Source organism: Streptomyces sp. NPDC001914, from assembly GCF_042891215.1.
GTDB lineage: Bacteria > Actinomycetota > Actinomycetes > Streptomycetales > Streptomycetaceae > Streptomyces.
Window position 1 is genome coordinate 45,105 of sequence record NZ_JBIASW010000010.1, and the last position, 21,738, is coordinate 66,842.

17 protein-coding genes are annotated in these 21,738 nt (G+C 71.0%); 12 read left to right on the forward strand and 5 right to left on the reverse strand.

All coding sequences use genetic code 11. From position 1 onward, the window contains the following. Positions 1–69: 69 nt before the first annotated feature. A complete protein-coding gene (locus tag ACFYYF_RS26795) occupies positions 70–534 on the forward strand; it encodes a MarR family winged helix-turn-helix transcriptional regulator (RefSeq protein WP_388780021.1) in 465 nt (154 codons plus the stop codon). Positions 535–671: 137 nt separating this feature from the next. Here the strand turns inward: ACFYYF_RS26795 and ACFYYF_RS26800 are convergent, their stop codons facing one another. After that, positions 672–1,436: a hypothetical protein gene (locus ACFYYF_RS26800; protein WP_388780023.1), complete on the reverse strand. Its 765-nt coding sequence runs from the start codon at positions 1,434–1,436 to the stop codon at positions 672–674. Positions 1,437–1,701: 265 nt separating this feature from the next. On the opposite strand from ACFYYF_RS26800, the gene ACFYYF_RS26805 reads away from it, so the two are divergent. From ACFYYF_RS26805 to ACFYYF_RS26850, 10 genes are all read left to right on the forward strand, one after another. Then, positions 1,702–2,859 (forward strand): mandelate racemase/muconate lactonizing enzyme family protein, encoded by a 1,158-nt coding sequence (locus ACFYYF_RS26805; RefSeq protein WP_361677759.1) that lies wholly within the window; start codon positions 1,702–1,704, stop codon positions 2,857–2,859. Next, on the forward strand, positions 2,856–3,860 hold the full coding sequence (locus ACFYYF_RS26810) for an alcohol dehydrogenase catalytic domain-containing protein (RefSeq protein ID WP_361677756.1): 1,005 nt from the start codon (positions 2,856–2,858) through the stop codon (positions 3,858–3,860). The genes ACFYYF_RS26805 and ACFYYF_RS26810 overlap by 4 nt, the downstream gene beginning before the upstream one ends. An 85-nt stretch (positions 3,861–3,945) precedes the next feature. After that, positions 3,946–4,947: a hypothetical protein gene (locus ACFYYF_RS26815; protein ID WP_388780026.1), complete on the forward strand. Its 1,002-nt coding sequence runs from the start codon at positions 3,946–3,948 to the stop codon at positions 4,945–4,947. A gap of 140 nt (positions 4,948–5,087) precedes the next feature. After that, positions 5,088–6,200 (forward strand): multiple monosaccharide ABC transporter substrate-binding protein, encoded by a 1,113-nt coding sequence (gene chvE / locus ACFYYF_RS26820; RefSeq protein ID WP_388780028.1) that lies wholly within the window; start codon positions 5,088–5,090, stop codon positions 6,198–6,200. Positions 6,201–6,232: 32 nt separating this feature from the next. Further along, entirely contained in the window at positions 6,233–7,783 is a 1,551-nt protein-coding gene (gene mmsA / locus ACFYYF_RS26825; RefSeq protein WP_361677747.1) for a multiple monosaccharide ABC transporter ATP-binding protein, read from the forward strand. Continuing rightward, a complete protein-coding gene (gene mmsB, locus ACFYYF_RS26830; RefSeq protein WP_361677744.1) occupies positions 7,780–9,024 on the forward strand; it encodes a multiple monosaccharide ABC transporter permease in 1,245 nt (414 codons plus the stop codon). Before mmsA ends, mmsB begins: the two co-directional genes overlap by 4 nt. A gap of 56 nt (positions 9,025–9,080) precedes the next feature. Further along, positions 9,081–10,223: an aldose epimerase family protein gene (locus tag ACFYYF_RS26835; RefSeq protein WP_388780030.1), complete on the forward strand. Its 1,143-nt coding sequence runs from the start codon at positions 9,081–9,083 to the stop codon at positions 10,221–10,223. Positions 10,224–10,384: 161 nt separating this feature from the next. Then, positions 10,385–12,091 carry an aminotransferase class I/II-fold pyridoxal phosphate-dependent enzyme gene (locus tag ACFYYF_RS26840; RefSeq protein WP_388780032.1) on the forward strand — a complete coding sequence of 569 codons (1,707 nt, stop codon included), beginning with the start codon at positions 10,385–10,387 and terminating at the stop codon, positions 12,089–12,091. A gap of 444 nt (positions 12,092–12,535) precedes the next feature. Continuing rightward, the gene (locus ACFYYF_RS26845; RefSeq protein ID WP_388780034.1) at positions 12,536–13,306 is read left to right on the forward strand and encodes an intradiol ring-cleavage dioxygenase; all 771 of its coding nucleotides are present in this window, start codon (positions 12,536–12,538) and stop codon (positions 13,304–13,306) included. Between the two features lie 229 nt (positions 13,307–13,535). After that, the gene (locus ACFYYF_RS26850) at positions 13,536–16,517 is read left to right on the forward strand and encodes a beta-galactosidase (protein WP_388780035.1); all 2,982 of its coding nucleotides are present in this window, start codon (positions 13,536–13,538) and stop codon (positions 16,515–16,517) included. Positions 16,518–16,550: 33 nt separating this feature from the next. On the opposite strand, the gene ACFYYF_RS26855 is transcribed toward ACFYYF_RS26850, so the two are convergent. The 3 genes from ACFYYF_RS26855 to ACFYYF_RS26865 form a co-directional block, all read right to left on the reverse strand. Then, positions 16,551–18,053: an alpha-N-arabinofuranosidase gene (locus ACFYYF_RS26855; protein ID WP_388780037.1), complete on the reverse strand. Its 1,503-nt coding sequence runs from the start codon at positions 18,051–18,053 to the stop codon at positions 16,551–16,553. Positions 18,054–18,219: 166 nt separating this feature from the next. Beyond that, entirely contained in the window at positions 18,220–19,071 is an 852-nt protein-coding gene (locus ACFYYF_RS26860; protein WP_388780039.1) for an SMP-30/gluconolactonase/LRE family protein, read from the reverse strand. Then, complete coding sequence (locus ACFYYF_RS26865) at positions 19,068–19,841, reverse strand: IclR family transcriptional regulator (RefSeq protein ID WP_355775284.1); 774 nt, start codon at positions 19,839–19,841, stop codon at positions 19,068–19,070. The genes ACFYYF_RS26860 and ACFYYF_RS26865 overlap by 4 nt, the downstream gene beginning before the upstream one ends. 111 nt (positions 19,842–19,952) lie before the next feature. On the opposite strand from ACFYYF_RS26865, the gene ACFYYF_RS26870 reads away from it, so the two are divergent. After that, positions 19,953–20,582, forward strand: coding sequence for a hypothetical protein (locus tag ACFYYF_RS26870; protein WP_361677727.1), 630 nt, complete (start codon positions 19,953–19,955; stop codon positions 20,580–20,582). An 81-nt stretch (positions 20,583–20,663) separates the two neighbouring features. On the opposite strand, the gene ACFYYF_RS26875 is transcribed toward ACFYYF_RS26870, so the two are convergent. After that, the gene (locus tag ACFYYF_RS26875; RefSeq protein WP_388780041.1) at positions 20,664–21,539 is read right to left on the reverse strand and encodes a RimK family alpha-L-glutamate ligase; all 876 of its coding nucleotides are present in this window, start codon (positions 21,537–21,539) and stop codon (positions 20,664–20,666) included. Positions 21,540–21,738: the final 199 nt, after the last annotated feature.

Consider the following 21,738-nt stretch of genomic DNA (forward strand, 5'->3'; position numbering starts at 1 on the left):
CTTCAGCACATGAAACAACGATGCTCATGGATATTTCATGATGTCAAGTAACGCGGTACGATCGAGGGCATGGCCACCCACAAGAGACCACGGATCGACCCTTTGACCCTGGAGGTCGTCGAACTGATCGGCACGGTCGTGGCCCGCTACCACGAGGAGTACGAGGACGCCGCGGCCGCGCACGCCCTCACCGGCGCGCAGGCACGGCTGCTGAGCCTGCTCTCCCTGGAGCCGCTGCCGATGCGCCGTCTGGCGCAGCAGCTGAGGTGCGAGCCGTCGAACGTCACGGGGATCGTGGACCGGCTGGAGACGCGGGGGCTGGTGGAGCGCCGCCCCGACCCGGCGGACCGCCGGGTGAAACTGGCCGCGGCGACGGCCGAGGGCCGCAGGGTCGCCGGAGGGCTGCGCGACTCGCTCGACTTCGCCCGCGAACCCCTCGCGGAGCTCTCGGACCAGGAACGGCTGGCCCTGCGCGACCTGCTGCGCCGCATGCTGGGCGGGGCCCCGGGCGGCAGCACGGGCGACGACGCCTGAGGGGTCGTCGGACGGCGCTGTTCGAGGGGTCGTCGGGCGGCGCTGTTTCGAGGGGTCGTCCGGGCGACGACGCCCGAGGGATCACCCGGGTGGCCACGCCCGAGGGGCTCACCCCGTCCGGGCCGGTACCTCTGCCGTTACGTGCACCACCACAGGAATCGGTTGCAGTCGTCCGAGGACGAGGGCCCCGGCGTGGGTGCCGACGTCGTCGGGTCCGTGCCTGCGGGGGCCGATGTGGCGGGAGCCGGGGCCGCGGTCGCCGTCGCCGAGGGGGTCCGGCCCGGAAGGGTGCCAGCGGTCGAGGACTCCCCGCTCCCCGCGCTCTTGTCGCTCGTCGCCGTGGCGGACACGGAGGCCGAGGCGGAGCCCGAGGCCGAGGCCGACGGCGAGGAGGACGTACGGCCGGCCGAGGGGGACTTGGAGGCGGAGTCCTTCTTGAGCAGGGACGCCGTCGGCGAGGCCGAGCCGTCGGGCGACTCCGCCGCGGCGGGGCTGGGGCCGAGACCGGGGGCGTCCACGCCGAGTTCGGCGAGGCTCAGACCGCCGGACGCGAGGACGAAACCCACCGCTATGTACAGGGTGCGGCGGCGCCTGCGGCGGTGCGCGGCGGCCTTGCGGTCGCGCCGGCTGGCACCGGCCGGAGCCCTCGCGCCCCGAGGCCCACCCGGGCTGTCGCTCTCGGCGTCCAGGACGGGGCCTCCGCGCCGGCGCGCGGCGCGCCGGGAGCGCCACTCGACGTCGTCGCTCTCGCCGTGGCGGGCGTCGGCGTCGGCGTCCGCACCCGTCGGCGGGTGCGCCCCGGCCCCTTCGGCGTCCGCGCCGAGTTCGTCGACCGGGGTGCCGCACCCGGGACAGGCGAGGGCGCCGTTGAGGTGCCTGCGGCACACGTGGCAGTAGTCCATGACGCGGGAAGACTAGGGTCACCGCCGGTAACGTTCCTAGGCGCAGTTGTGAAGGTCTTGTGCGGAATCCAGTATTCCGGTCCGCCGGACCCAGGCATCCCCGAACATTCCCCGCCATCCTGACGCCCATCCGACGCCCTCCGCGTCGAAACCGTTATCTGCGCGACCCATTGACACCCCCCGGGCCGCATCCTTACTGTCACGCCAGCATTTCGAACATGTGACGAAATTTCGAACAGAGCTGAAAGCACAGGGGGCAACTGCCGTGCGCATCACGGGAATCACGACACACGTGGTCGGGACACCCTGGCGGAACCTGACCTATGTCCAGGTGCACACCGACGAGGGCATCACCGGGGTCGGCGAGACCCGCATGCTGGGCCACACCGACGCGCTGATCGGCTATCTGCACGAGGCGCAGGCCAACCATATTCTCGGCTCCGACCCGTTCGCCGTCGAGGACCTGGTCCGCCGCATGAAGTACGGCGACTACGGTCGGGCCGGCGAGATCGTGATGTCCGGCATCGCGGTCGTCGAGATGGCCTGCTGGGACATCAAGGGCAAGGCGCTCGGGGTGCCGGTCTGGCAGCTCCTCGGCGGCAAGGTCACCGACCGGGTCAAGGCCTACGCCAACGGCTGGTACACCACCGAACGCACCCCGGAGGCCTATCACAAGGCCGCTCAGGAGGTCGTCGCGCGGGGCTACAAGGCCCTCAAGATCGACCCCTTCGGCACCGGGCACTTCGAGCTCGACCACGAGGCCACGCTGTACTCGGTGTCGCTCATCGAGGCGGTGCGCGACGCGATCGGGCCCGAGACCGAGCTGATGCTGGAGATGCACGGCCGTTTCTCGCCGTCCACCGCCGTCCGCCTCGCCCGCGAGCTCGCGCCCTTCAAGCCCGCGTGGCTGGAGGAGCCGGTGCCGCCGGAGAACCTCAAGGCGCTGGAGAAGGTGGCCGCCAAGGTCGACATGCCCCTCGCCACGGGCGAGCGGATCCACGACCGCATCGAGTTCCGCGAGCTCTTCGAGAGCCAGGCGGTCGACATCATCCAGCCCGACGTCGGCCACATCGGCGGCATCTGGGAGACCCGGAAGCTGGCCGCGACCGCCGAGACCCACTACATGCTGGTCGCACCGCACAACGTCGGCGGTCCGGTGCTGACCGCCGCCTCGCTCCAGGTCGGCTTCACCTCGCCGAACTTCAAGATCCTGGAGCACTTCAACGACTTCGCCGACGCGGAGATCAAGAAGGTCGTCAAGGGCGCCCCGCAGGTCGTGGACGGCTACTTCGAGCTGTCCCACGAGCCGGGACTCGGCGTCGAGCTGGACGTCGACGCGGCGGCCGAGTTCCCCCAGCAGCAGGCCCGGTTCGACCTGTGGGCCGACGGCTGGGAGCAGCGCAGGCCCAAGGGGTCGCAGTGAGCACCGCGGTCGTCGTCGAGGGTCCGGGCGAGTACCGGCTGGTCCCGCACGAGCCGGTCCGGCCCGCCGCGGGCGAGGCGCTCGTGCGGGTGCACGCGGTCGGCATCTGCGGCAGCGACCGCGAGGTCTACCAGGGCAACCGGCCCGAGGGCTACGTCCGCTATCCCCTGACCCCGGGTCACGAGTGGTCCGGGACCGTCGAGGAGGTCGGCGCCGGAGTCCCGGTGACGCTCGTCGGCCGCAAGGTCGTCGGCGAGGGCTTCCGCAACTGCCAGGTCTGCGACCGCTGCCACGCGGGCGAGACGACGTTGTGCACGGCCGGGTACGAGGAGACGGGCTTCACCGTGCCCGGCGCCATGGCGAGCACGCTGACCCTGCCGGCCCGGCTGCTGCACGTCCTGCCCGACGACGCCGATCTGAGCGCCGCCGCCCTGCTGGAGCCGGCCGCCTGCATCGCGGCCGCCGCCCTCAAGGCGAACGCGCGGCCCGGTGAGCGGGTGGCCGTGGTGGGCACCGGGACGCTCGGGATGTTCGCCGTGCAGTTCCTGAGGGCGGGCTCCCCGGCCGAGCTGCTCGTGGTGGGCACACGCCCCGACCGGGCGGCGCTGTCACGGGAGTTCGGCGCCACCGGGTTCCGCACCCGGGACCAGGAGCTTCCCGGCGGCTTCGACGTCGTGATCGAGACCGCCGGGTCCGCGTCCGCCGCGCGCACCGCCGCCTCCCTGCTGCGGCGCGGCGGACGCCTGGTCCTCACGGGGATCCCGGCGCCGGGCGCCGAGGGTCTCGACCCGACGGATCTGGTCGTACGGCAGCTGGAGGTGCACACCGTGTTCGGGGCTCCGCCGGATGCGTGGGCGCACACCGTACGGGTCTTCGGCGCGGGTCTGCTGGACCCGTCCCCCCTGGTGACGCACGAACTGCCGCTCGACGCGTTCCCGGAGGCCATCGACCTGGTGGGTTCCGGTGATCCCAAGGTCGGCAAGGTCCTGCTGAAGCCGTGACCACCCGAGCCGTACGCCGGTACGGGGTTCCCTGACGGCCCCGTACCGGCGTACTCCAGGCCCCGCGCGGCCAGCGTCACGAACCATGACCGAAATATCGAACAATGAAGGACAGCTTGTGACCGACGCCCCTCCCACGGCGCCCCGTCGACCCGGCGAGCCGGCACTGGCCGCGCTCGGCCTGGGCGCCCCCGCCCCCTCCCCCGACGACGCCTCGCCGCACACCTTCCCCGGAGGCGGCCGCTGGCGCACCGAGGTTCCCTCCGTGGAGGGGCCCGAGGCGCTCGCCGTGGTCCTCAAGGAGGCCTCGCGGCTCGATGTGCCGATCCACCGGATCAGCCAGGGCAGCGGTGTCTGGATGCTGACCGACGCCGAGATCACCGAGATGGTCGAGGCCACCGGTGAACGCGACATCGAACTCTGCCTGTTCACGGGACCGCGCGGCACCTGGGACATCGGCGCCTCCACGCGCACCGACTCGCGCGGCGGCGGGCTGCGCGCCCGCGGCCACGACGCGATGGCCGGCTGTGTCGAGGACGCCGTCCGGGCGACGGAACTGGGCGTCAAGTGCCTGCTCGTCGCCGACGAGGGCGTGCTGTGGACGCTGCACCGGGCGCGCGTCGCCGGGATCCTCCCGGCCGACACGACGTTCAAGGTCTCGGCGCTGATCGGTCCGGTCAACCCGGCCTCGTACGCCGTGTACGAGAACCTCGGCGCCGACTCGCTGAACGTGCCGAGCGACCTGACGCTCGATCACCTCACCGAGATCCGGCGGGTCTCCGCCGCCCCCATGGACATGTACATCGAGGCCCCCGACGATCTCGGCGGGTACATCCGGATGTACGAGGTCGCCGAGCTGATCCGGCGCGGCGCACCGCTGTATCTGAAGTTCGGGCTGTCCAAGGCCCCCGGGATCTATCCGTACGGACACCATCTGCGGGACCTGACCCTGAGCACGGCCCGGGAGCGGGTGCGGCGCGGCCGTCTCGCCCTTGACCTGCTGACACGGCACGGAGCGGGCCACGACATGGCCCCGCTGGGCTCCCGTCTGCCCGGGGCGCTCTCGCGGTTCGACACTCCCGCATAACGTTCGCACAAACCCCCTTCACACAAGCAGACACAGTCGCGCACAATCCAACACACCTTCTCGTGCCTCACCCGTAACACTCCCGGAACGTCCCCGCTCCGTGAGATCCAGCCCGGTCCCAGACATCAAGGATGATGATCATGCGTAACCGCAGAGCCGCACTCGCCGCCATAGCCGGAGCCGCCTCCCTCGCCCTGACCCTCACCGCCTGCGGCCAGAGCGGCGAAGGCGGCAGCAAGGAGGACAAGGGCAGCAGCAAGGGCGGGACGATCGGTATCGCGATGCCGACCAAGTCGTCCGAGCGCTGGATCGCCGACGGCAACAACGTTGTCAAGAACCTGCAGGCCAAGGGGTACAAGACCAAGCTGGTCTACGGCGAGGACGACCCCGACCAGCAGGTCTCGCAGATCGAGAACCTGATCACGCAGGGCGTCAAGGCGCTGATCGTGGCGGCCATCGACAACAAGTCGCTGAACAACGTGCTCCAGCAGGCCGCCGACGCCGACATCCCGGTCATCGCCTACGACCGTCTGATCCTCGGCACGAAGAACGTCGACTACTACGCGTCCTTCGACAACTCGAAGGTCGGCGAGCTCCAGGGCAACTACATCCTGCAGAAGCTCGGCCTCGCGGACGGCTCCAAGAAGGGCCCGTTCAACATCGAGCTCTTCGCCGGCTCGAACGACGACAACAACACGAAGTACTTCTTCGGCGGCGCGATGAAGGTGCTGCAGCCCTACATCGACAAGAAGCAGCTCGTCGTCCAGTCCGGCCAGACCGCGCTCAACCAGGTCACCACCCTGCGCTGGGACGGCGCCACCGCCCAGAAGCGCATGGACGACATCCTCACCAAGTCGTACTCCAGCAAGAAGGTCGACGCGGTCCTCTCCCCGTACGACGGCATCTCCATCGGCATCCTGTCGGCGCTGAAGTCGGACGACTACGGCTCCAAGAGCAAGCCGCTGCCGATCCTCACGGGCCAGGACGCGGAGCTGGCGTCGGTGAAGTCGATCATCGCGGGCGAGCAGACGCAGACCGTCTACAAGGACACCCGTGAGCTCGCCAAGATCGCCTCGACGATGGTCGACTCGGCCCTCAACGGCAAGAAGCCGGAGACCAACGACACCACGACGTACGACAACGGCGCGAAGGTCGTTCCCGCCTACCTGCTCCAGCCGGTGAGCGTCGACAAGTCCAACTACCAGTCGGTCCTGGTCGACGGTGGCTACTACACGGCGGACCAGCTCAAGTAAGCGTCGAACCTCACGGATTGGAAGGCACGACCATGGCGGGACCCGTCCTGGAAATGCGCTCGATCGTCAAGACCTTTCCCGGCGTCAAGGCGCTGTCGGACGTCACCCTGACCGTCCAGCAGGGCGAGGTCCACGCCATCTGCGGTGAGAACGGCGCCGGCAAGTCCACCCTGATGAAGGTGCTCTCCGGCGTCCACCCTCACGGCAGTTACGAGGGCGAGATCCTCTTCGAGGGAGAGGTCTGCCGCTTCAAGGACATCCGGGCGAGCGAGCACCACGGCATCGTCATCATCCACCAGGAACTGGCGCTGTCGCCCTACCTCTCCCTCGCGGAGAACATCTTCCTCGGCAACGAGCACGCCAAGCGCGGGTTCATCGACTGGAGACTGACGCTCCGTCACGCCACCGAACTGCTGCGCCGGGTGGGCCTGAACGACCATCCCGAGACCCGCGTCGCCGACATCGGCGTGGGCAAGCAGCAGCTCGTGGAGATCGCCAAGGCCCTCTCGAAGAAGGTGAAGCTGCTCATCCTCGACGAGCCGACCGCGGCGCTCAACGACGAGGACAGCGAGAAGCTCCTGGACCTGATCCTGGAGCTGAAGAAGCAGGGCATCACCTCGATCATCATCTCCCACAAGCTCAACGAGATCCGCAGGGTCGCCGACTCGGTGACGATCCTGCGGGACGGCCAGACCATCGAGACCCTCGATGTGAAGGCGCCCGAGACGACCGAGGACCGGATCATCAGCGGCATGGTCGGCCGCGACCTGGAACACCGCTTCCCCGAGCGCACCCCGCACCACGCCGAGGAGGGGGCGGCTCCCGCGCTGGAGATCCGCGACTGGACCGTGCACCACCCGATCGACCAGCAGCGCAAGGTCGTCGACGACGTGTCGATCCAGGCGCGGCGCGGGGAGATCGTCGGCATCGCCGGGCTGATGGGCGCGGGCCGCACCGAACTCGCGATGAGCGTCTTCGGGCGGACCTACGGCCGGCACGCCGGCGGCACGGTCCTCAAGGACGGCGCGGAGATCCGTACGAAGACGGTCGCGGAGGCCGTCGGCCACGGCATCGCCTACGTCACCGAGGACCGCAAGCACTACGGCCTCAACCTCATCGACACGATCAACCGCAACATCTCGTTGTCCGCGCTCGGCAAGGTGGCCCGGCGCGGGATCGTCGACGAGCACGAGGAACGCCAGGTCGCCGAGGGCTACCGCACGTCGATGAACATCAAGGCGCCGACCGTCTTCGAGCCGGTGGGCAAGCTGTCCGGCGGCAACCAGCAGAAGGTCGTCCTCAGCAAGTGGATCTTCGCGGGTCCCGATGTGCTCATCCTGGACGAGCCGACCCGCGGCATCGACGTCGGCGCCAAGTTCGAGATCTACACGGTCATCGACAAGCTGGCCGCCGAGGGCAAGGCGATCATCTTCATCTCCTCCGAGCTGCCCGAACTGCTCGGCATGTGCGACCGCATCTACACCATGGCCGCCGGGCGGCTGACCGGTGAGTTCTCGCGCGCCGAGGCCACCCAGGAAGTGCTGATGCGTCAGATGACGAAGGACAAAGAGGTAACGCGATGAGCACCGATGTGACCAACGTCCCGGCCGAGGCGCCACCGGGCAAGGACGGGAGCGGCGACACCGGCGGGAACCTGCTGCGGGTGATGCTCGGCGGCCTGCGCCAGAACATGCGCCAGTACGGCATGCTCCTCGCGCTCGGCCTGATCGTCGTCCTCTTCGCGGTCTGGACCGACGGCCAGCTCCTGCTGCCGCGCAACGTCTCCAACCTGGTCCTGCAGAACAGCTACATCCTGATCCTCGCGATCGGCATGATGCTGGTGATCATCGCGGGCCACATCGACCTGTCGGTCGGCTCGCTGACGGCGTTCGTGGGCTCGTTCGCGGCCGTACTGATGGTGGAACACCGGATGGCGTGGCCTCTCGCCCTGCTGCTGTGCCTGGTGGTGGGCGCCGTGGCGGGCTCGGTCCAGGGATTCCTGATCGCCTATCTCGGCATACCGTCCTTCATCGTCACCCTCGCCGGCATGCTGCTCTTCCGCGGTCTGACGGAGATCCTGCTCAAGGGGCAGACCCTCGGCCCGTTCCCGGACGGCCTGCAGAAGGTGGGCAACGGCTTCCTCCCCGAGGTCGGCCCGACCACGAACTACCACAACATCACCCTGCTGCTCGGCTTCGCGGTGATCGTCTTCGTGGTCCTCCAGGAGGTCCGCGACCGCAGGCGCCAGCAGGAGTTCACCCTGGACGTGCTGCCGGCCAAGCTGTTCCTGCTCAAGCTGGTGGCACTGGTCGCCGCGGTCCTCACCGTCACGATGCTGCTCGCCAGCTACAAGGGCGCGCCGGTCGTGCTGCTGATCCTCGGCGCGCTGGTCGTCGGCTACGGCTACGTCATGCGCAACGCCGTCTTCGGCCGGCACATCTACGCGATCGGCGGCAACCTCCCGGCGGCGAAGCTGTCGGGCGTCAAGGACAAGAAGGTCACCTTCTACGTCTTCCTGAACATGGGCATGCTCGCGGCCCTGGCGGGTCTGGTGGTAGCCGCCCGCCTGAACGCGGCCTCTCCGAAGGCCGGCCTGAACTTCGAGCTGGAAGCCATCGCCTCGTCGTTCATCGGCGGCGCGTCCATGAGCGGCGGTGTCGGTACCGTCCTCGGCGCGATCATCGGCGGTCTGGTCCTCGGCGTGCTGAACAACGGTATGAACCTCCTCAGTGTCGGCACCGACTGGCAACAGGTCATCAAGGGCCTGGCCCTGCTGGCCGCGGTCGGGTTCGACGTGTGGAACAAGCGCAAGGTCGGTTCGTAAGTCAGCCGGGGCCCCGCCAGGAGGCGGGGCCCCCTCCATGGGGCAGGAGCCGCGAAATGGAAACGAGCAGACGTACGGTCATCGCAGCGGCGGCGGCGGGGTTAACCGCGGCCACCATCGGCACGGCGCACGCATCGGGCGGGAGGAAGCCCGTGAGGGAACTGTTCGGCAGGCTCGCCGACGGGACGAAGATCCACCGGTGGTCGCTGGAGAACGGCGGCACACGGCTCAAGGTCCTGTCGTACGGCGGAATCGTCCAGTCCCTGGAGATCCCCGACCGGCACGGCAGGTACGAGAACGTCTCCCTGGGCTTCGACAACATCGAGGACTACGTCGCGAAGACGCCGTACTTCGGTGCCCTCATCGGCCGGTACGGCAACCGCATAGCCAAGGGGCAGTTCACCCTCGACGGCACGAGCCACCAGCTCTCCGTCAACGACGGCGTCAACAGCCTGCACGGCGGCGCCAAGGGCTTCGACAAGAACATCTGGGACGTGGAGGGCTTCACCTCCGGATCCGACGTCGGACTCGTCCTGCACTACACCAGCATCGACGGCGAGATGGGCTATCCCGGCACCCTCCGGGCGAAGGTCACCTACACCCTGACCCGGCACGGCGACTGGCGCATCGACTACGAGGCCACCACCGACAAGGCCACCGTCGTCAACCTCACCAGCCATGTGTACTGGAACCTCGCCGGTGAGGGCAGCGGCTCGGTCTACGACCACGAACTCGAGATCCCGGCCTCCCGTTACACCCCCGTCGACTCGGGCCTGATCCCCAACGGGGAACTGGCGAAGGTCGCCGGCACCCCCTTCGACTTCCGCCGGACCAAGACGGTCGGCCGGGACATCCGGGTGGCCCACCAGCAGCTCCTGTACGGCAAGGGCATCGACCACAACTGGGTCCTCGACAAGGGGATCACGGCGAAGCCCGAGCATGTCGCGACGCTCCGCGACCCGTCCTCCGGCCGCACCCTGAGGATCGCGTCGAACGAGCCCGGCCTGCAGTTCTACTCGGGCAACTTCCTGGACGGCACCCTGGTCGGCACCGGCGGTCACATCTACCGCCAGGGCGACGCCCTGTGCCTGGAGACCCAGCACTTCCCGGACTCCCCGAACCACCCGTCGTTCCCCTCGACGGTGCTGCGGCCGGGGCAGACCTACCGGACCAGCACGGTTCACTCGTTCGGTACGTGACCGGACCTCACAGCCGGTTCACAAAATCCGCACGACCTCACAACGATTGAACAGCGCCCCATCCGTATCCGTATGAGAGGGCGGCCCGTGCTCCCCCGCGCGGGCCACCCAAAGAACGGGGGCCCGTCCTCCCCAACGGGCTCGCCTTATACGGAGGTTCCATGGCCGGCAATGTCACCTCGCTCTTTCGCGGCACAGCGGCGCACAGTCCGTCGATGGCCGCACTGACGCGGGAGGGCGACGGAGCCGGTCCGGTCGACTTCTGCATCCCCTGCAACCCGTACTTCCCCACCCCGGCGATGTTCGACGAACTCGCCGGCCGGCTGCGCGAGATCATCACCTACTACCCGAGCAGCGCCGACACGATCACCAGCGAGCTGTGCTCGCTGCTCCAGCTTCCGCCGCAGTGCGTCGCGATGGGCAACGGTTCGACCGAACTCATCACCTGGATCGATCACCTGCTGGTCCGTGAGTCCCTCGCGATACCCGTCCCCACGTTCGGCCGCTGGACCGACCAGCCGATGGAGACCGGCAAGCGGGTCGACATGTTCCCGCTCCAGGAGTCCAACGGCTTCGCCCTCGACCTCGCCGCCTACGCCAAGTTCATCCGCTCGCGCGGCACCAAGGTCGCCGTCATCTGCAACCCGAACAACCCCGACGGCGGCTTCCTGCCGCGCCAGTCGGTCATCCAGTTCATGGACGCGATGGCCGACCTGGACCTGGTCGTCATCGACGAGTCCTTCCTGGAGTTCGCCGACGCCGAGTCGGAGCCGAGCGTGGTCGAGGACGCGGTCATGAGACCCAACGTCATCGTGCTGCGCAGCCTCGGCAAGAACTTCGGCCTGCACGGCATCCGCTTCGGCTACATGGTCGCCAACCCCTCGCTCGCCGGCAAGGTCCGCTCGATGCTGCCGAAGTGGAACCTCAACTCCTTCGCGGAGACCGTGGTGTTCATGCTCAAGAACCACGGGAAGGAATACATGGAGAGCCTGCACATGGTCCGCCGTGACCGGCTCGACATGGCCCGCCAGCTCTCCGCGCTGCCCGGCCTGACCATCTACCCCTCGCAGGGCAACTTCCTGTTCGTACGTCTTCCCGTCGGCGCCGAGGGAACCGTCGTCCGGGACCGGCTGCTCACCGAGCACCGCATCCTGGTCCGCGAGTGCGGCAACAAGGTCGGTTCGTCCAGCCGCTTCCTGAGACTCGTCGTACGTCCCCAGACGGATGTACGACGCCTGGTGGCGGGCCTGGAGCAGGTCCTCTACGGGTCCCGGAAGGAAGCCGCCGTACCCGAGCTGAGCACGTCGACCGGCTACGGCTCGGGTTCGGCCATGGTGGACCGTCTCGTCGGCTCGACCAACGGAGCGGGCGTGCAGGGGCTGGCCGCGCAGGCGAACGCGTGGCCCGGACAGCCCGCCCCGGCGCCCCAGCCGGTGGCCGCCGCCGCCCCGCAGCCCAGCCTGCCGGCCGCCGCGCAGCCGCGGCCCGCCGCCGCGTCGCCCTACCCGGTCCAGCAGCCCGCCGCAGCCCCCGGCTATCCGGCCCCGCAGCAGCCCGCGGCCGCCCAGGCCTACCCCGCCCCGGGGCCCGCCAGCTGGCCGGCCGCGGCCCAGGGCCCGGGTGCGATGCCGGCCCAGATGCCGCCCGCCGCGATGCAGGCCCAGGTCCCCTCCCCCGGCCTCCAGCCGGCCGCGCAGACCGGCATGCCCGGCATGGCGGGCGCCGCCTCCATGGGCGCGCAGGGCGGCCTGACGGCGGCCCAGGTCCGCGGCAGGACCCAGCCGGAACCACCTCCTCCACCCCAGTCGTCGAGCAGCGGCAGCGGCTGGGGCGCCGTGGGCGCCATGCTGTACAACCAGGCCGGTTAGGACCCCTCGTCCGGATCACGCGCCGGGACGCGCCCAGCCGCGCCCCGGCACCACCCGATCCGGACAACGGGCCCTCGGCCACGCATACCGCCGCGCGCCTACCCCGCGCGGCCGGCCTCCCCACAGGCCGGGCGGGACCCCCGCGGAGCCGGCCTCCCCACAGGCCGGCCGCGGGGCCCCGCCCACGACCCGAGGCCCACTGCGGGGCAGCGGCATCCCCTCCCCGGCACCCCGCAGCGGGACCTCGATCCCCTGGCGCCCTGAAGCCGGGTCTCCAGACGCCCGGTGCCGGCGCCGGGCCCACCCGTCCCGCCCTGCGGGAACGCCTGCCCACCTCGGCGCACCGCGCCGGGCCGTCGACGTGTCCGACAAGGAACTTGACGGCCTGTCACTTTGCGGAACCCACAGGAGTCCGACAGCATCCCTCCCTACTGTGCCGTGCCCATGACAGACACCCCCACGAACGGCACGCCGGAAGCCCCCCTCGGGCGCCGCACCGTACTCATCGCCGCGGGCGCCTCGGCCGCGGCACTGGCCGTGGCCGCCGCGGCCCCCGTCACCCCCTCCCCCTCCGCCGACACGGCCCCCGCCGCCGCGGCCGTCTGCACCCTCACCAAGGAGATGACCGAAGGCCCCTACTACCTCGACGGCCAGTTCGTCCGCGCCGACGTCACCGAGGGCAAGGCCGGCGCCCCCCTCAAGCTGGTCCTCACCGTCGTCGACGACTCCACCTGCGCTCCGATGGGCAACGCGCTCGTGGAGATCTGGCACTGCGACGCGCTCGGCGAGTACTCGGGCTTCGTCGGCAACAACGGCCACAGCGAGCCGGACGACGGCACGTTCCTGCGCGGCGGCGTACTGACGAACACCTCGGGCGTCGCGAACATCACCACCGTCTACCCCGGCTGGTACCGGGGCCGCTGCGTGCACATCCACGTCAAGGTGCACACCGGCGTCACCCTCACCTCCGACGGCTCCTTCACCGGCGGCCGGGAACTCCACACCGGCCAGCTCTTCTTCAGCGAGACGGTCACCACGGCGATGGCCAAGGTGTCCCCGTACTCCGCCAACAAGGTCACCCGCACCACCCTCGCCCAGGACTCCGTCTACGACGACGGAGGCGCCTCCTCGGGCCTCCTGACCCTGACGGCCCTCGGCAGCACCACCTCCGCCGGCTACACCGGCACCCTCACGCTCGGCGTCGGGACGAGCTGACCCCGGCGTTCCCGCACGAAGGCCGGGGGCGGTCCGTGACCCGAGCGGGCCGCCCCCGGCGGCGTCCGCCCGCTCCGGTCACGCCCATACCGCGTAATCCCCCGCGCCGGGATCGTCATACGACCATCGAATGACCTGCTCCTGTGGACAATGGCCGCAATTCCCCCGGTTCCCGGGAGCGGACCGGGACGGGGGGGAGCCCTCGTCGCCGTCCCCCGGGAGAACCCGCATGGTGTTGAGCAGACGTACCTTCAGCGCACTCGCCGGTACCGCCGCCCTCGGCCTCTCGCTGAGCGGCAGCGGGAGCGACGAGGCGAGCGCGGCCGGAAGGACACCGCTCGCGCCCACCGGACCCGCACCCGCACCGCCCACCGCCGACGGCAGGAAGCACACGGTCGGCTTCGACCGCTACTCGATGCTGATCGACGGCAGACGCCTGGTGATCTGGTCGGGCGAGTTCCACCCCTTCCGGCTGCCCAGCCCCTCCCTGTGGCGGGACGTCCTGCAGAAGATGCGCGCCCACGGCTACAACGCGGTCAGCATCTACGTCGCCTGGAACTACCACTCCCCCGCACCCGGGAAGCACGACTTCACCGGCGTCCGCGACCTGGACCTCTTCCTGCGCACCGCCGCCGAGACCGGGCTGTACGTCATCCTGCGCCCCGGCCCGTACATCAACGCCGAGGTCGACGCGGGCGGCTTCCCCGGCTGGCTGACGGCCGCCCCCGGCGTCGCCCGCACCTCCGACCCCGCCTACCTCCGGCACGTCGACGCGTGGCTGACCGCCGTCGACCGCATCGCCGCCCGGCACCTCCACACCGACGGCGGCGGCACGATCATCCTCTACCAGCTGGAGAACGAGTACGACAACCACGTGAGCGAGCCCGCCGGCCGCGACTACATGGCGCACCTGTACGCCAAGGTGCGGGCCGACGGCATCGACGTCCCCCTCTTCCACAACGACAAGGGCAGGAACGGCCACTGGGCCCCCGGCACCTTCGACACGGGCGGCGAGCGCGGGCGTTACCTGTACGGCTTCGACGGCTACCCCTCCCCCTTCAAGACACCGCCGGACTGGGGGTACTTCGGCCCCGGCGGCATGAAGGGCGGCTCGACGGCCAGCCCGGACACCCCCGGGTTCATCCCCGAGTTCGGCGGCGGCTGGTTCGACCCGTGGGGCGGCGCGGAGTTCGACGGCCGCGGATACGCCGAGTCCCGCCGCACCCGGGACGCGGCCTACGAACGGCGCTTCTACCTCACCAACCTCGCCAACGGCATCACGCTCCACAACGTCTACATGACCTTCGGCGGCACCTCCTGGGGCTGGCTGCCCGCGCCGATCGTCTACACGTCGTACGACTACGGGGCGGCCCTCGACGAGGCCCGGCAGCCGACCGACAAGCTCGTCCCGATGCACCAGATCGGCCGGCTGCTGCAGTCGGTGCCCGATCTGGCCAAGCTCGACCGCGCCGAACCGCTCCCCGGCGACGACATGGGGGCGGGCCCCGGCATCAAGGCCTACCACCTGGTCAATCCGGACACGAAGGCGCGCTTCCACGTGCTGCGCAACGACTCCTCCTCCGACGCCGTCGCGACCGTGGCGCTGGCCGGAGCGAGCGTCGAGGTGCCGGTGCCTGGCCTCGACGCGCGACTGCTCGCCGCCGGGATCGCCCTGGGGCGCCGGAGGCTGAACTGGTCCACCGCCCAGCCGATGCTGTGGCTGACCGCGGGACGCCAGGACATCGCCGTGTTCACCGGCCGGACGGGCGAATCGACGCGCACCCTCCTGGAGGCCACGAGCGAACCGAGGGTCACCGTGCTGGACGGGGACGCCTCGCACGGCTACGAGGACGGGATCCTGCGGATCGACGCCGTGCTCGGCGGCATCACCCGGGTCCGGGTGGAGGGCGGCGGGGTCACGGCTCCCCTCCTGCTGCTGTTCGCCGACGACCAGAGCTCCCGCCTGCTGTGGCGCCACGACACCCCGTCCGGTCCGGTGCTCGTGCGCGGCCCGGCGCTGCTGCGCACGGCCGTCCTGCGCGGCACGACCGCACGGCTCACCGGCGACACGGCGGGCACGGCCGACCTGGAGGTGTGGGGGCCGCGCGGGGTGACCGAACTCGTCTGGAACGACCGCCCGGTCAGGGCTCGCGCCACCTCCTCCGGGAGTCTGCGGGCCGAGCGGCCGCTGGCCGGCCCAGGCCGGGTGCGGCTGCCCGCCCTGACCGGCTGGCGCCGGGCCGAGGAGAACCCCGAGTCGGCCCCCGGCTACGACGACACCGCGTGGCGGCGGGCCGACCGGACGGCCTCCCACAGCGTCACCCCGGTACCCGCCGGGCAGCCCGTGCTGTTCGCCGACGACTACGGCTTCCACTACGGAGACGTCTGGTACCGGGGGCACTTCACGGGCGCGGACGACGCGGACTCCGTCTCCCTGGCCTATGTCGCCGGTACCCAGGGACTGCTGATGGCCTGGCTGGACGGTGAACCGCTCGGCACGCACCGGATGCCGGTGCCGGACAAGAAGACCGTGCGCAAGGGCACCTGGACGGCCACCGCCACCTTCCCCGTCCGGCCGCGGGAGCGGCGTTCCCATGTGCTGTCCGTCCTGGTCCGGCGGATGCAGCACGACGAGGACGGCAGGGCCGACGACACGCACAAGGCGGCCCGGGGCCTGACGGCCGTCACCTTCGCCGGGGCCTCCCCGGCGGTCCGCTGGCGCATTCAGGGCGAGGCGGCCCCCGACCCGGTGCGCGGACCGCTCAACACCGGGGGTCTGCACGGGGAGCGGCACGGCTGGCATCTGCCGGGCTTCGCCGACGGCCGCTGGAAGGCCGCCGGCTTCCCGCGTGCCGATCGCCGCCAGGGAGTCACCTGGTACCGCACCGGCTTCCGGCTCGGTGTCGACAGCGGGGTGGACGCGTCGATCGGGCTCACCCTCACGGACGATCCGGCCCGCGCCTACCGGGTCCAGATCTTCCTGAACGGCTGGAACATGGGCCAGTACATCAACGACGTGGGCCCGCAGCACACGTTCGTCCTGCCCAACGGGGTGCTGCGCACCCGGGGGCACAACACGCTGGCCCTCGCGGTGCTGTCCGACGGGACCACGCCCGCGGGGCCCGGCCGGGTCGAGCTGACCCTGCTGGGCAGCGTGGCCGGAGGAGTGCCGGTGACACCGGTCGCCTCCCCCGGCCCCGGGAGCGCGTAGGAAGGAGAGCCTCGCGCGCGGGGAGGCAGGGCCCTAGGCGAGCCTGATCACGTTCCAGGACAGCGGCTCCAGGAGTGCGCGGAGTGTGCCGTCCTGGAGCGTGGTCCCCTCGACCGGGTGGGGGGTGACCCGCTCCGGGTCGTGCAGGCTGTTGACGGCGTCCGGATCGGCGTCGGCGAGCGTGCTGTGCTCGACGACCGTCGTCAGGCCCGTGCGCCGGAGGGCGACTTCGAGCGGCAGCGGCTCGGTCCGGCTGCGGTTGACGGCGAAGACGGTGACCGAGCCGTCCTCGGCGCGCACCGCGGTGGCGTGCAGCAGGTCGGCCTCGCCGTACTTGCGGGTCTCGTACGTCGGTGAGTCCACCCGGACGTCCAGGACCTGTCCGCGCCCGTGGGCCGAGGCCTGCGCGAAGGGGTGGAACGTCGTCTGCCGCCAGGCCGGGCCGCCCGGTTCGGTCATGATCGGCGCGATGACGTTGACGAGCTGGGCGAGGCAGGCGACGGCCACCCGGTCCGCGTGCCGCAGCAGGGCGATGAGCAGCGAGCCGAGGACGACCGCGTCCGTGACGGTGTAGACGTCCTCCAGCAGGCGCGGAGCCTCCTGCCAGTCCTCGACGGGGTGCGGATTGGGCCGGCTCTGGTACCAGACGTTCCACTCGTCGAAGGAGAGACTGATCTTCTTCCTGGACTTCAGTCTGGCGCCCACGTGGTCGCAGGTCGCGATCACGTTCTCGATGAACGACTCGGTGTCGACGGCGGAGGCCAGGAACGAGTCCCGGTCGCCGTCGGTCTCCTCGTAGTAGGCGTGCAGGGAGATGTGGTCGACGAGGTCGTAGGTCTCGGCGAGGACCGTCGCCTCCCAGGCGGCGAAGGTCGCCATCCCCTGGCCGGAGGAGCCGCAGGCGACGAGTTCGAGGCCGGGCTCGATCTGCCGCATCGCGCGGGCGGTCTCGGCCGCGAGCCGGCCGTATTCCTCCGCGCTCTTGTGGCCGGTCTGCCAGGGGCCGTCCATCTCGTTGCCGAGGCACCAGAGCCGGATGCCGAAGGGGTCCTTGTCGCCGTGCGCGATCCGCAGGTCGGAACGGGCGGTCCCCGAGGGGTGGTTGGCGTACTCCTGGAGGGCCAGTGCCTCGGCGACCCCGCGGGTGCCGAGGTTGACGGCCATCATCGGCTCGGCCCGCGGGCCGATCTTCCGTACGAAGCGGATGAACTCGCCGAGTCCGAAGCGGTTGGTCTCGGTGGAGCGCCAGGCGAGGTCCAGCCGGCGGGGCCGTTCCTCGGCGGGGCCCACCGAGTCCTCCCATTCGTAGCCGGAGACGAAGTTGCCGCCGGGGTAGCGGACGGCCGTGACGCCGAGTTCGCGGACGAGTTCCAGCACGTCGGTGCGCAGGCCGTCGGCGTCGGCCGCCGGATGGTCCGGTTCGAAGACGCCGGTGTAGACGCAGCGGCCGAGGTGCTCGACGAAGGAACCGAAGAGACGGGGGTCGACCTGGCCGACGGTGAAGGCGGGGTCGAGGACGAAGCGGGCGGTGCGCATGGTGTCCTTTCGGGGCGCCTGAGGAGGGCCCCGCCCTCCGCCGTTCGGCATTCCGGATGCCGGTCGCGGCTTCGGACGGGACCGTCGGGACGCTAGACAGGAAGCGCTTACCCGTCAACGGTCCGCGCAGGAAACGCCGACCGGGCGGGAAAACGGATGCGCTCGGCTATCCGGCGAACTCCGGCTGCGGCAGGCCCTTGCCCGCGCCCGGGACGACGAGCAGGGAGCCGGACATCGGGTGCGGTGCGTCGAGGCCCGTCCGCGCGGTGGTGATGTACAGATCGGTCAGCTCGGGGCCGCCGAAGGCGCAGGCCGTGGGGCGGCGGACGGGGAGTTCGATCACCCGGTCGAGGACCCCGTCCGGCGTGTAGCGGCGGACCGCTCCGCCGTCCCACAGGGCCACCCACACGCAGCCGTCGGCATCGACCGTGAGCCCGTCGGGGAAACCGTCGTCGATGGTCGCCAACGGCCTTCTGCCGGCGGGCAGCCGGTCCTCCGCCACGTCGAAGACGTCGATCCGCCGGGTCGGGGAGTCGATGTAGTACATCAGCCGGCCGTCCGGGCTCCAGCCCGTGCCGTTGCTGACGGCGACGTCGTCGAGGACCGTCCGTACGGTTCCGTCCGAGGCGAGCCGGGACAGCGAACCGCCGCGCGGCGCCTCGTCGTAGCGCATGGTGCCGAACCACAGTGAGCCGTCGGGAGCGACGGCCGCGTCGTTCGCGCGGCGGCCCGGGACGGGGTCCCGGTGCAGCCACCGGAAGGGCTCCCCGGACCCGGGAGGCCCGTAAAGGCCCACGCCGTCACGGAGGTTGACGACCAGCCCACCGCCCGCGCGGGGCTTGGCCGCGCCCACGTGCTGCTCGGTGGTCAGCACCGTGCGGCGGCCGGAGGCGGGGTCGTAGGTGTGGATCCGGGAGCCGAGGATGTCGACCCAGATCAGCCGCCCCGCCCGGGCGTCCCAGGTCGGGCCCTCACCGAGCGCCGCGTGCGCCGCGACCGCGACCTCGACGGCGGTCACCGCGCGTTCCGGTGGCCGAGCCGCTCGGACAGCTCCTCGGCGCCCTTGACCGCGAGCTGCTCCAGTTCGGCGCGGCGCTCGTCGCTCCAGCGGATCATCGGTACGGAGATGGAGAGCGCGGCGACGACGTGTCCCGCCCGGTCGCGGACCGGGGCGGCGACACAGCTCACGTCCGGGTTGGACTCACGGCTCTCGACGGCGATCCCGCGCCGGCGGATCTCGGCGAGGGCCTCGCGCAGCGCGCCCGGCTCGGTGATGCTGTTCGGGGTCATCGCCACGAGGTCGGCGTCGTCCGGGACGCGCGAGGTGAGCTCCGGCTCGGAGAGGGAGGCCAGCAGCATCTTGCCGACGGAGGTGCAGTGCGCGGGAAGGCGACGGCCGGCGGCCGAGACCATGCGCACGGCGTGCGTGGAGTCGACCTTCGCGATGTAGATGACGTCGGTGCCTTCGAGGATCGCCACGTGGACGGTCTCGTCGCAGGTCTCGGCGACGGAACGGGCGACCTGCTGGCCCTCGGCCGCGAGGTCGAGCTGCTCGGCGTAGCGGCTGCCGAGCTGGTACGGGCGCACGCCGAGCCGGTAGCGTCCCGGCTGGCCGGGCACCTGCACGATGTACGACCGCGCGGCGAGCGTGGTCACCAGTTCGTGCACGGTCGTGCGCGGAAGCTGAAGCCTGCGCACGATGTCGGGGGCGGAGAGCGTCCCGTCCCCGTCGAGAAAGAGCTCCAGTATGTCCAGAGCCCGGGTCACGGCAGGTACGAGGCGTCCCACGGCCGACCCCTCCCTTTTGTTCGAAATTTCAACAGACGATCGGGATGACGAACACAGGCTAGTCATTCGCCCGGGGGCGGGCAATGGTTTGCGGGAGCCGGGTGCGCGACCATGGAACCCATGCCGGCCAGACGCCCCGCCACACCCTTCACCCCGCTCGAATTCCAGCTCGTCCTGCTGCGCCGCATGGCCGACCACAACCCCGGCCCGGTCGAGGACGCCCGTCACGAACTGGGCGTGTCCGTCGCGGACATGCGCGAGGCGAACCGGCGCTGGCAGGCGATGCTGCACGCCCCGCGGGCCCGCTCCGCGGCCTCGCGCTACCGCTCGGTCCTCGGCGCCCCCGAGTCCGCGTCCGTGCGCCGGATCGGCGATCTGACCTGCGAGGCCCTGCGGTGGCCGGTGCCGCTGTGGCCCGGTCTGCGCTTCGAGGTGCTGCTCGCCCCGAACGGCGTCGTCTGGAACGAATGGCTGGTACGGGCCCCGGGTGCCCCCGCCCCGGTGCTGGAGACCCTGGAGGACCTGACCCCCTGGTGCTGCACGGTGGACGAGGCGGCCCGCGCCTTCGCCCCCGCCCGGCCCCTGGAGGGCACCGCCCCGACCCGGTGGGGTCTGGCGTTCACGGCGCCCGACGCGTCGGGCGTGCCGCACGCGTGCGCGGCGGAGTTCACCTGGGGGCTGCTGCAACGGGTCGGAGTCAAAGGCCCCCTGCCGGACCGCTCGGAGGCTCCCGGCAGGTAGGCCGGGCCGGACACCGCCGGGCGGGACTTCGCGGACAAGGCCCGGAGCCCCCGGGAACCCCGGCCGGCGGTCCGTGGAGTCTCAGGGGGCGGCGGCCTCGATGATCCGGTCCACGACGACGGGCAGCGACCCGGGGTGCAGCCACAGGAAGAGGTTCGGCTCGACGAGTTCCAGCTCCATCAGCCGCGGCTCCCCGTCCTCGCCGTCGACGAGGTCGACGCGGGCGTAGAGCACGCTCTGCGCGCCTCCCGGGACGGCGGCCAACGCCTTCTCGGCGACCGCCAGTTCGGCGGCGGTCGGCTCCCAGACCTCGAGCCGCGGATGGGGCGTCTTGTCGGCGTCGTAAGGCGTCCCCGGCTCCAGCACGGCCCCCTTGCGGCTGGCGTGCAGCAGGCGGCCGCCGAAGAACTGGAGCGCCCGCTCGCCCCGGACGTCGATGCCCGTCACGTACGGCTGGACCATGGCGGTCAGCCCCTCGGCGTGCATCCGGGCCAGCTGCGCGAGGGCCGCCTCCCGCTCCTTCGGCGTGTACCGGGCGGCATAGCGCGCCCCCGCCCCCGCCGTGGGCTTCACCACGAACTCGTGCCCGCCGGGCAGGTCGGCCGGGTCCCCGGGCGCGAGATACCGGGTCGGTACGACCGGCACCCCCGCGTCCGCCAGGTCACCGAGGTACCGCTTGTCCGTGTTCCACCGCACGACCGGCGCCGGATTCATCAGCCGGGTGAGGCCCGCGCACCGCTCGGCCCACTCCACGAACTCGGCCACGCGCCGGCTGTAGTCCCAGGTCGACCGGATCAGCGCCATGTCGAACCGCGCCCAGTCGGTCGCGGGATCGTCCCAGTGCACGATCTCCGCCACCGCCCCGGCGTCCTCCAGGGCTCCCCTCAGCACGGGCAGGTCCCGGTCGGCGCCGGGCTCCTCGCCCGGGTCGTAGGTTACGAGCGCTATACGGACCACGGCGGACTCCATCCTCGTACGGCATCGGTGTGAGGCACCGGCGCACGGCCTCGGACGCACCCCGTCGGTACGCCGTCCCGGGACGATCCCGCCGCAGGGTAACAACCCTCCGCGCTCCCGTGCCGGGCCACACTTGACCTTCACCAAGGGGCAGGGCCCAGCATCGGTGACGGAACGAGGAACCGGGACAAGGACCGGG

Excerpts from the sequence above, each read along its gene's own strand:
- chvE (WP_388780028.1), top strand. The coding sequence starts at position 5,088 with ATGCGTAACCGCAGAGCCGCACTCGCCGCCATAGCCGGAGCCGCCTCC.
- ACFYYF_RS26855 (WP_388780037.1), bottom strand. The coding sequence starts at position 18,053 with ATGCGCACCGCCCGCTTCGTCCTCGACCCCGCCTTCACCGTCGGCCAG.
- mmsB (WP_361677744.1), top strand. The coding sequence starts at position 7,780 with ATGAGCACCGATGTGACCAACGTCCCGGCCGAGGCGCCACCGGGCAAG.
- ACFYYF_RS26795 (WP_388780021.1), top strand. The coding sequence starts at position 70 with ATGGCCACCCACAAGAGACCACGGATCGACCCTTTGACCCTGGAGGTC.
- ACFYYF_RS26845 (WP_388780034.1), top strand. The coding sequence starts at position 12,536 with ATGACAGACACCCCCACGAACGGCACGCCGGAAGCCCCCCTCGGGCGC.
- ACFYYF_RS26850 (WP_388780035.1), top strand. The coding sequence starts at position 13,536 with ATGGTGTTGAGCAGACGTACCTTCAGCGCACTCGCCGGTACCGCCGCC.
- mmsA (WP_361677747.1), top strand. The coding sequence starts at position 6,233 with ATGGCGGGACCCGTCCTGGAAATGCGCTCGATCGTCAAGACCTTTCCC.
- ACFYYF_RS26835 (WP_388780030.1), top strand. The coding sequence starts at position 9,081 with ATGGAAACGAGCAGACGTACGGTCATCGCAGCGGCGGCGGCGGGGTTA.
- ACFYYF_RS26840 (WP_388780032.1), top strand. The coding sequence starts at position 10,385 with ATGGCCGGCAATGTCACCTCGCTCTTTCGCGGCACAGCGGCGCACAGT.
- ACFYYF_RS26815 (WP_388780026.1), top strand. The coding sequence starts at position 3,946 with ATGACCGAAATATCGAACAATGAAGGACAGCTTGTGACCGACGCCCCT.
- ACFYYF_RS26800 (WP_388780023.1), bottom strand. The coding sequence starts at position 1,436 with ATGGACTACTGCCACGTGTGCCGCAGGCACCTCAACGGCGCCCTCGCC.
- ACFYYF_RS26870 (WP_361677727.1), top strand. The coding sequence starts at position 19,953 with ATGGAACCCATGCCGGCCAGACGCCCCGCCACACCCTTCACCCCGCTC.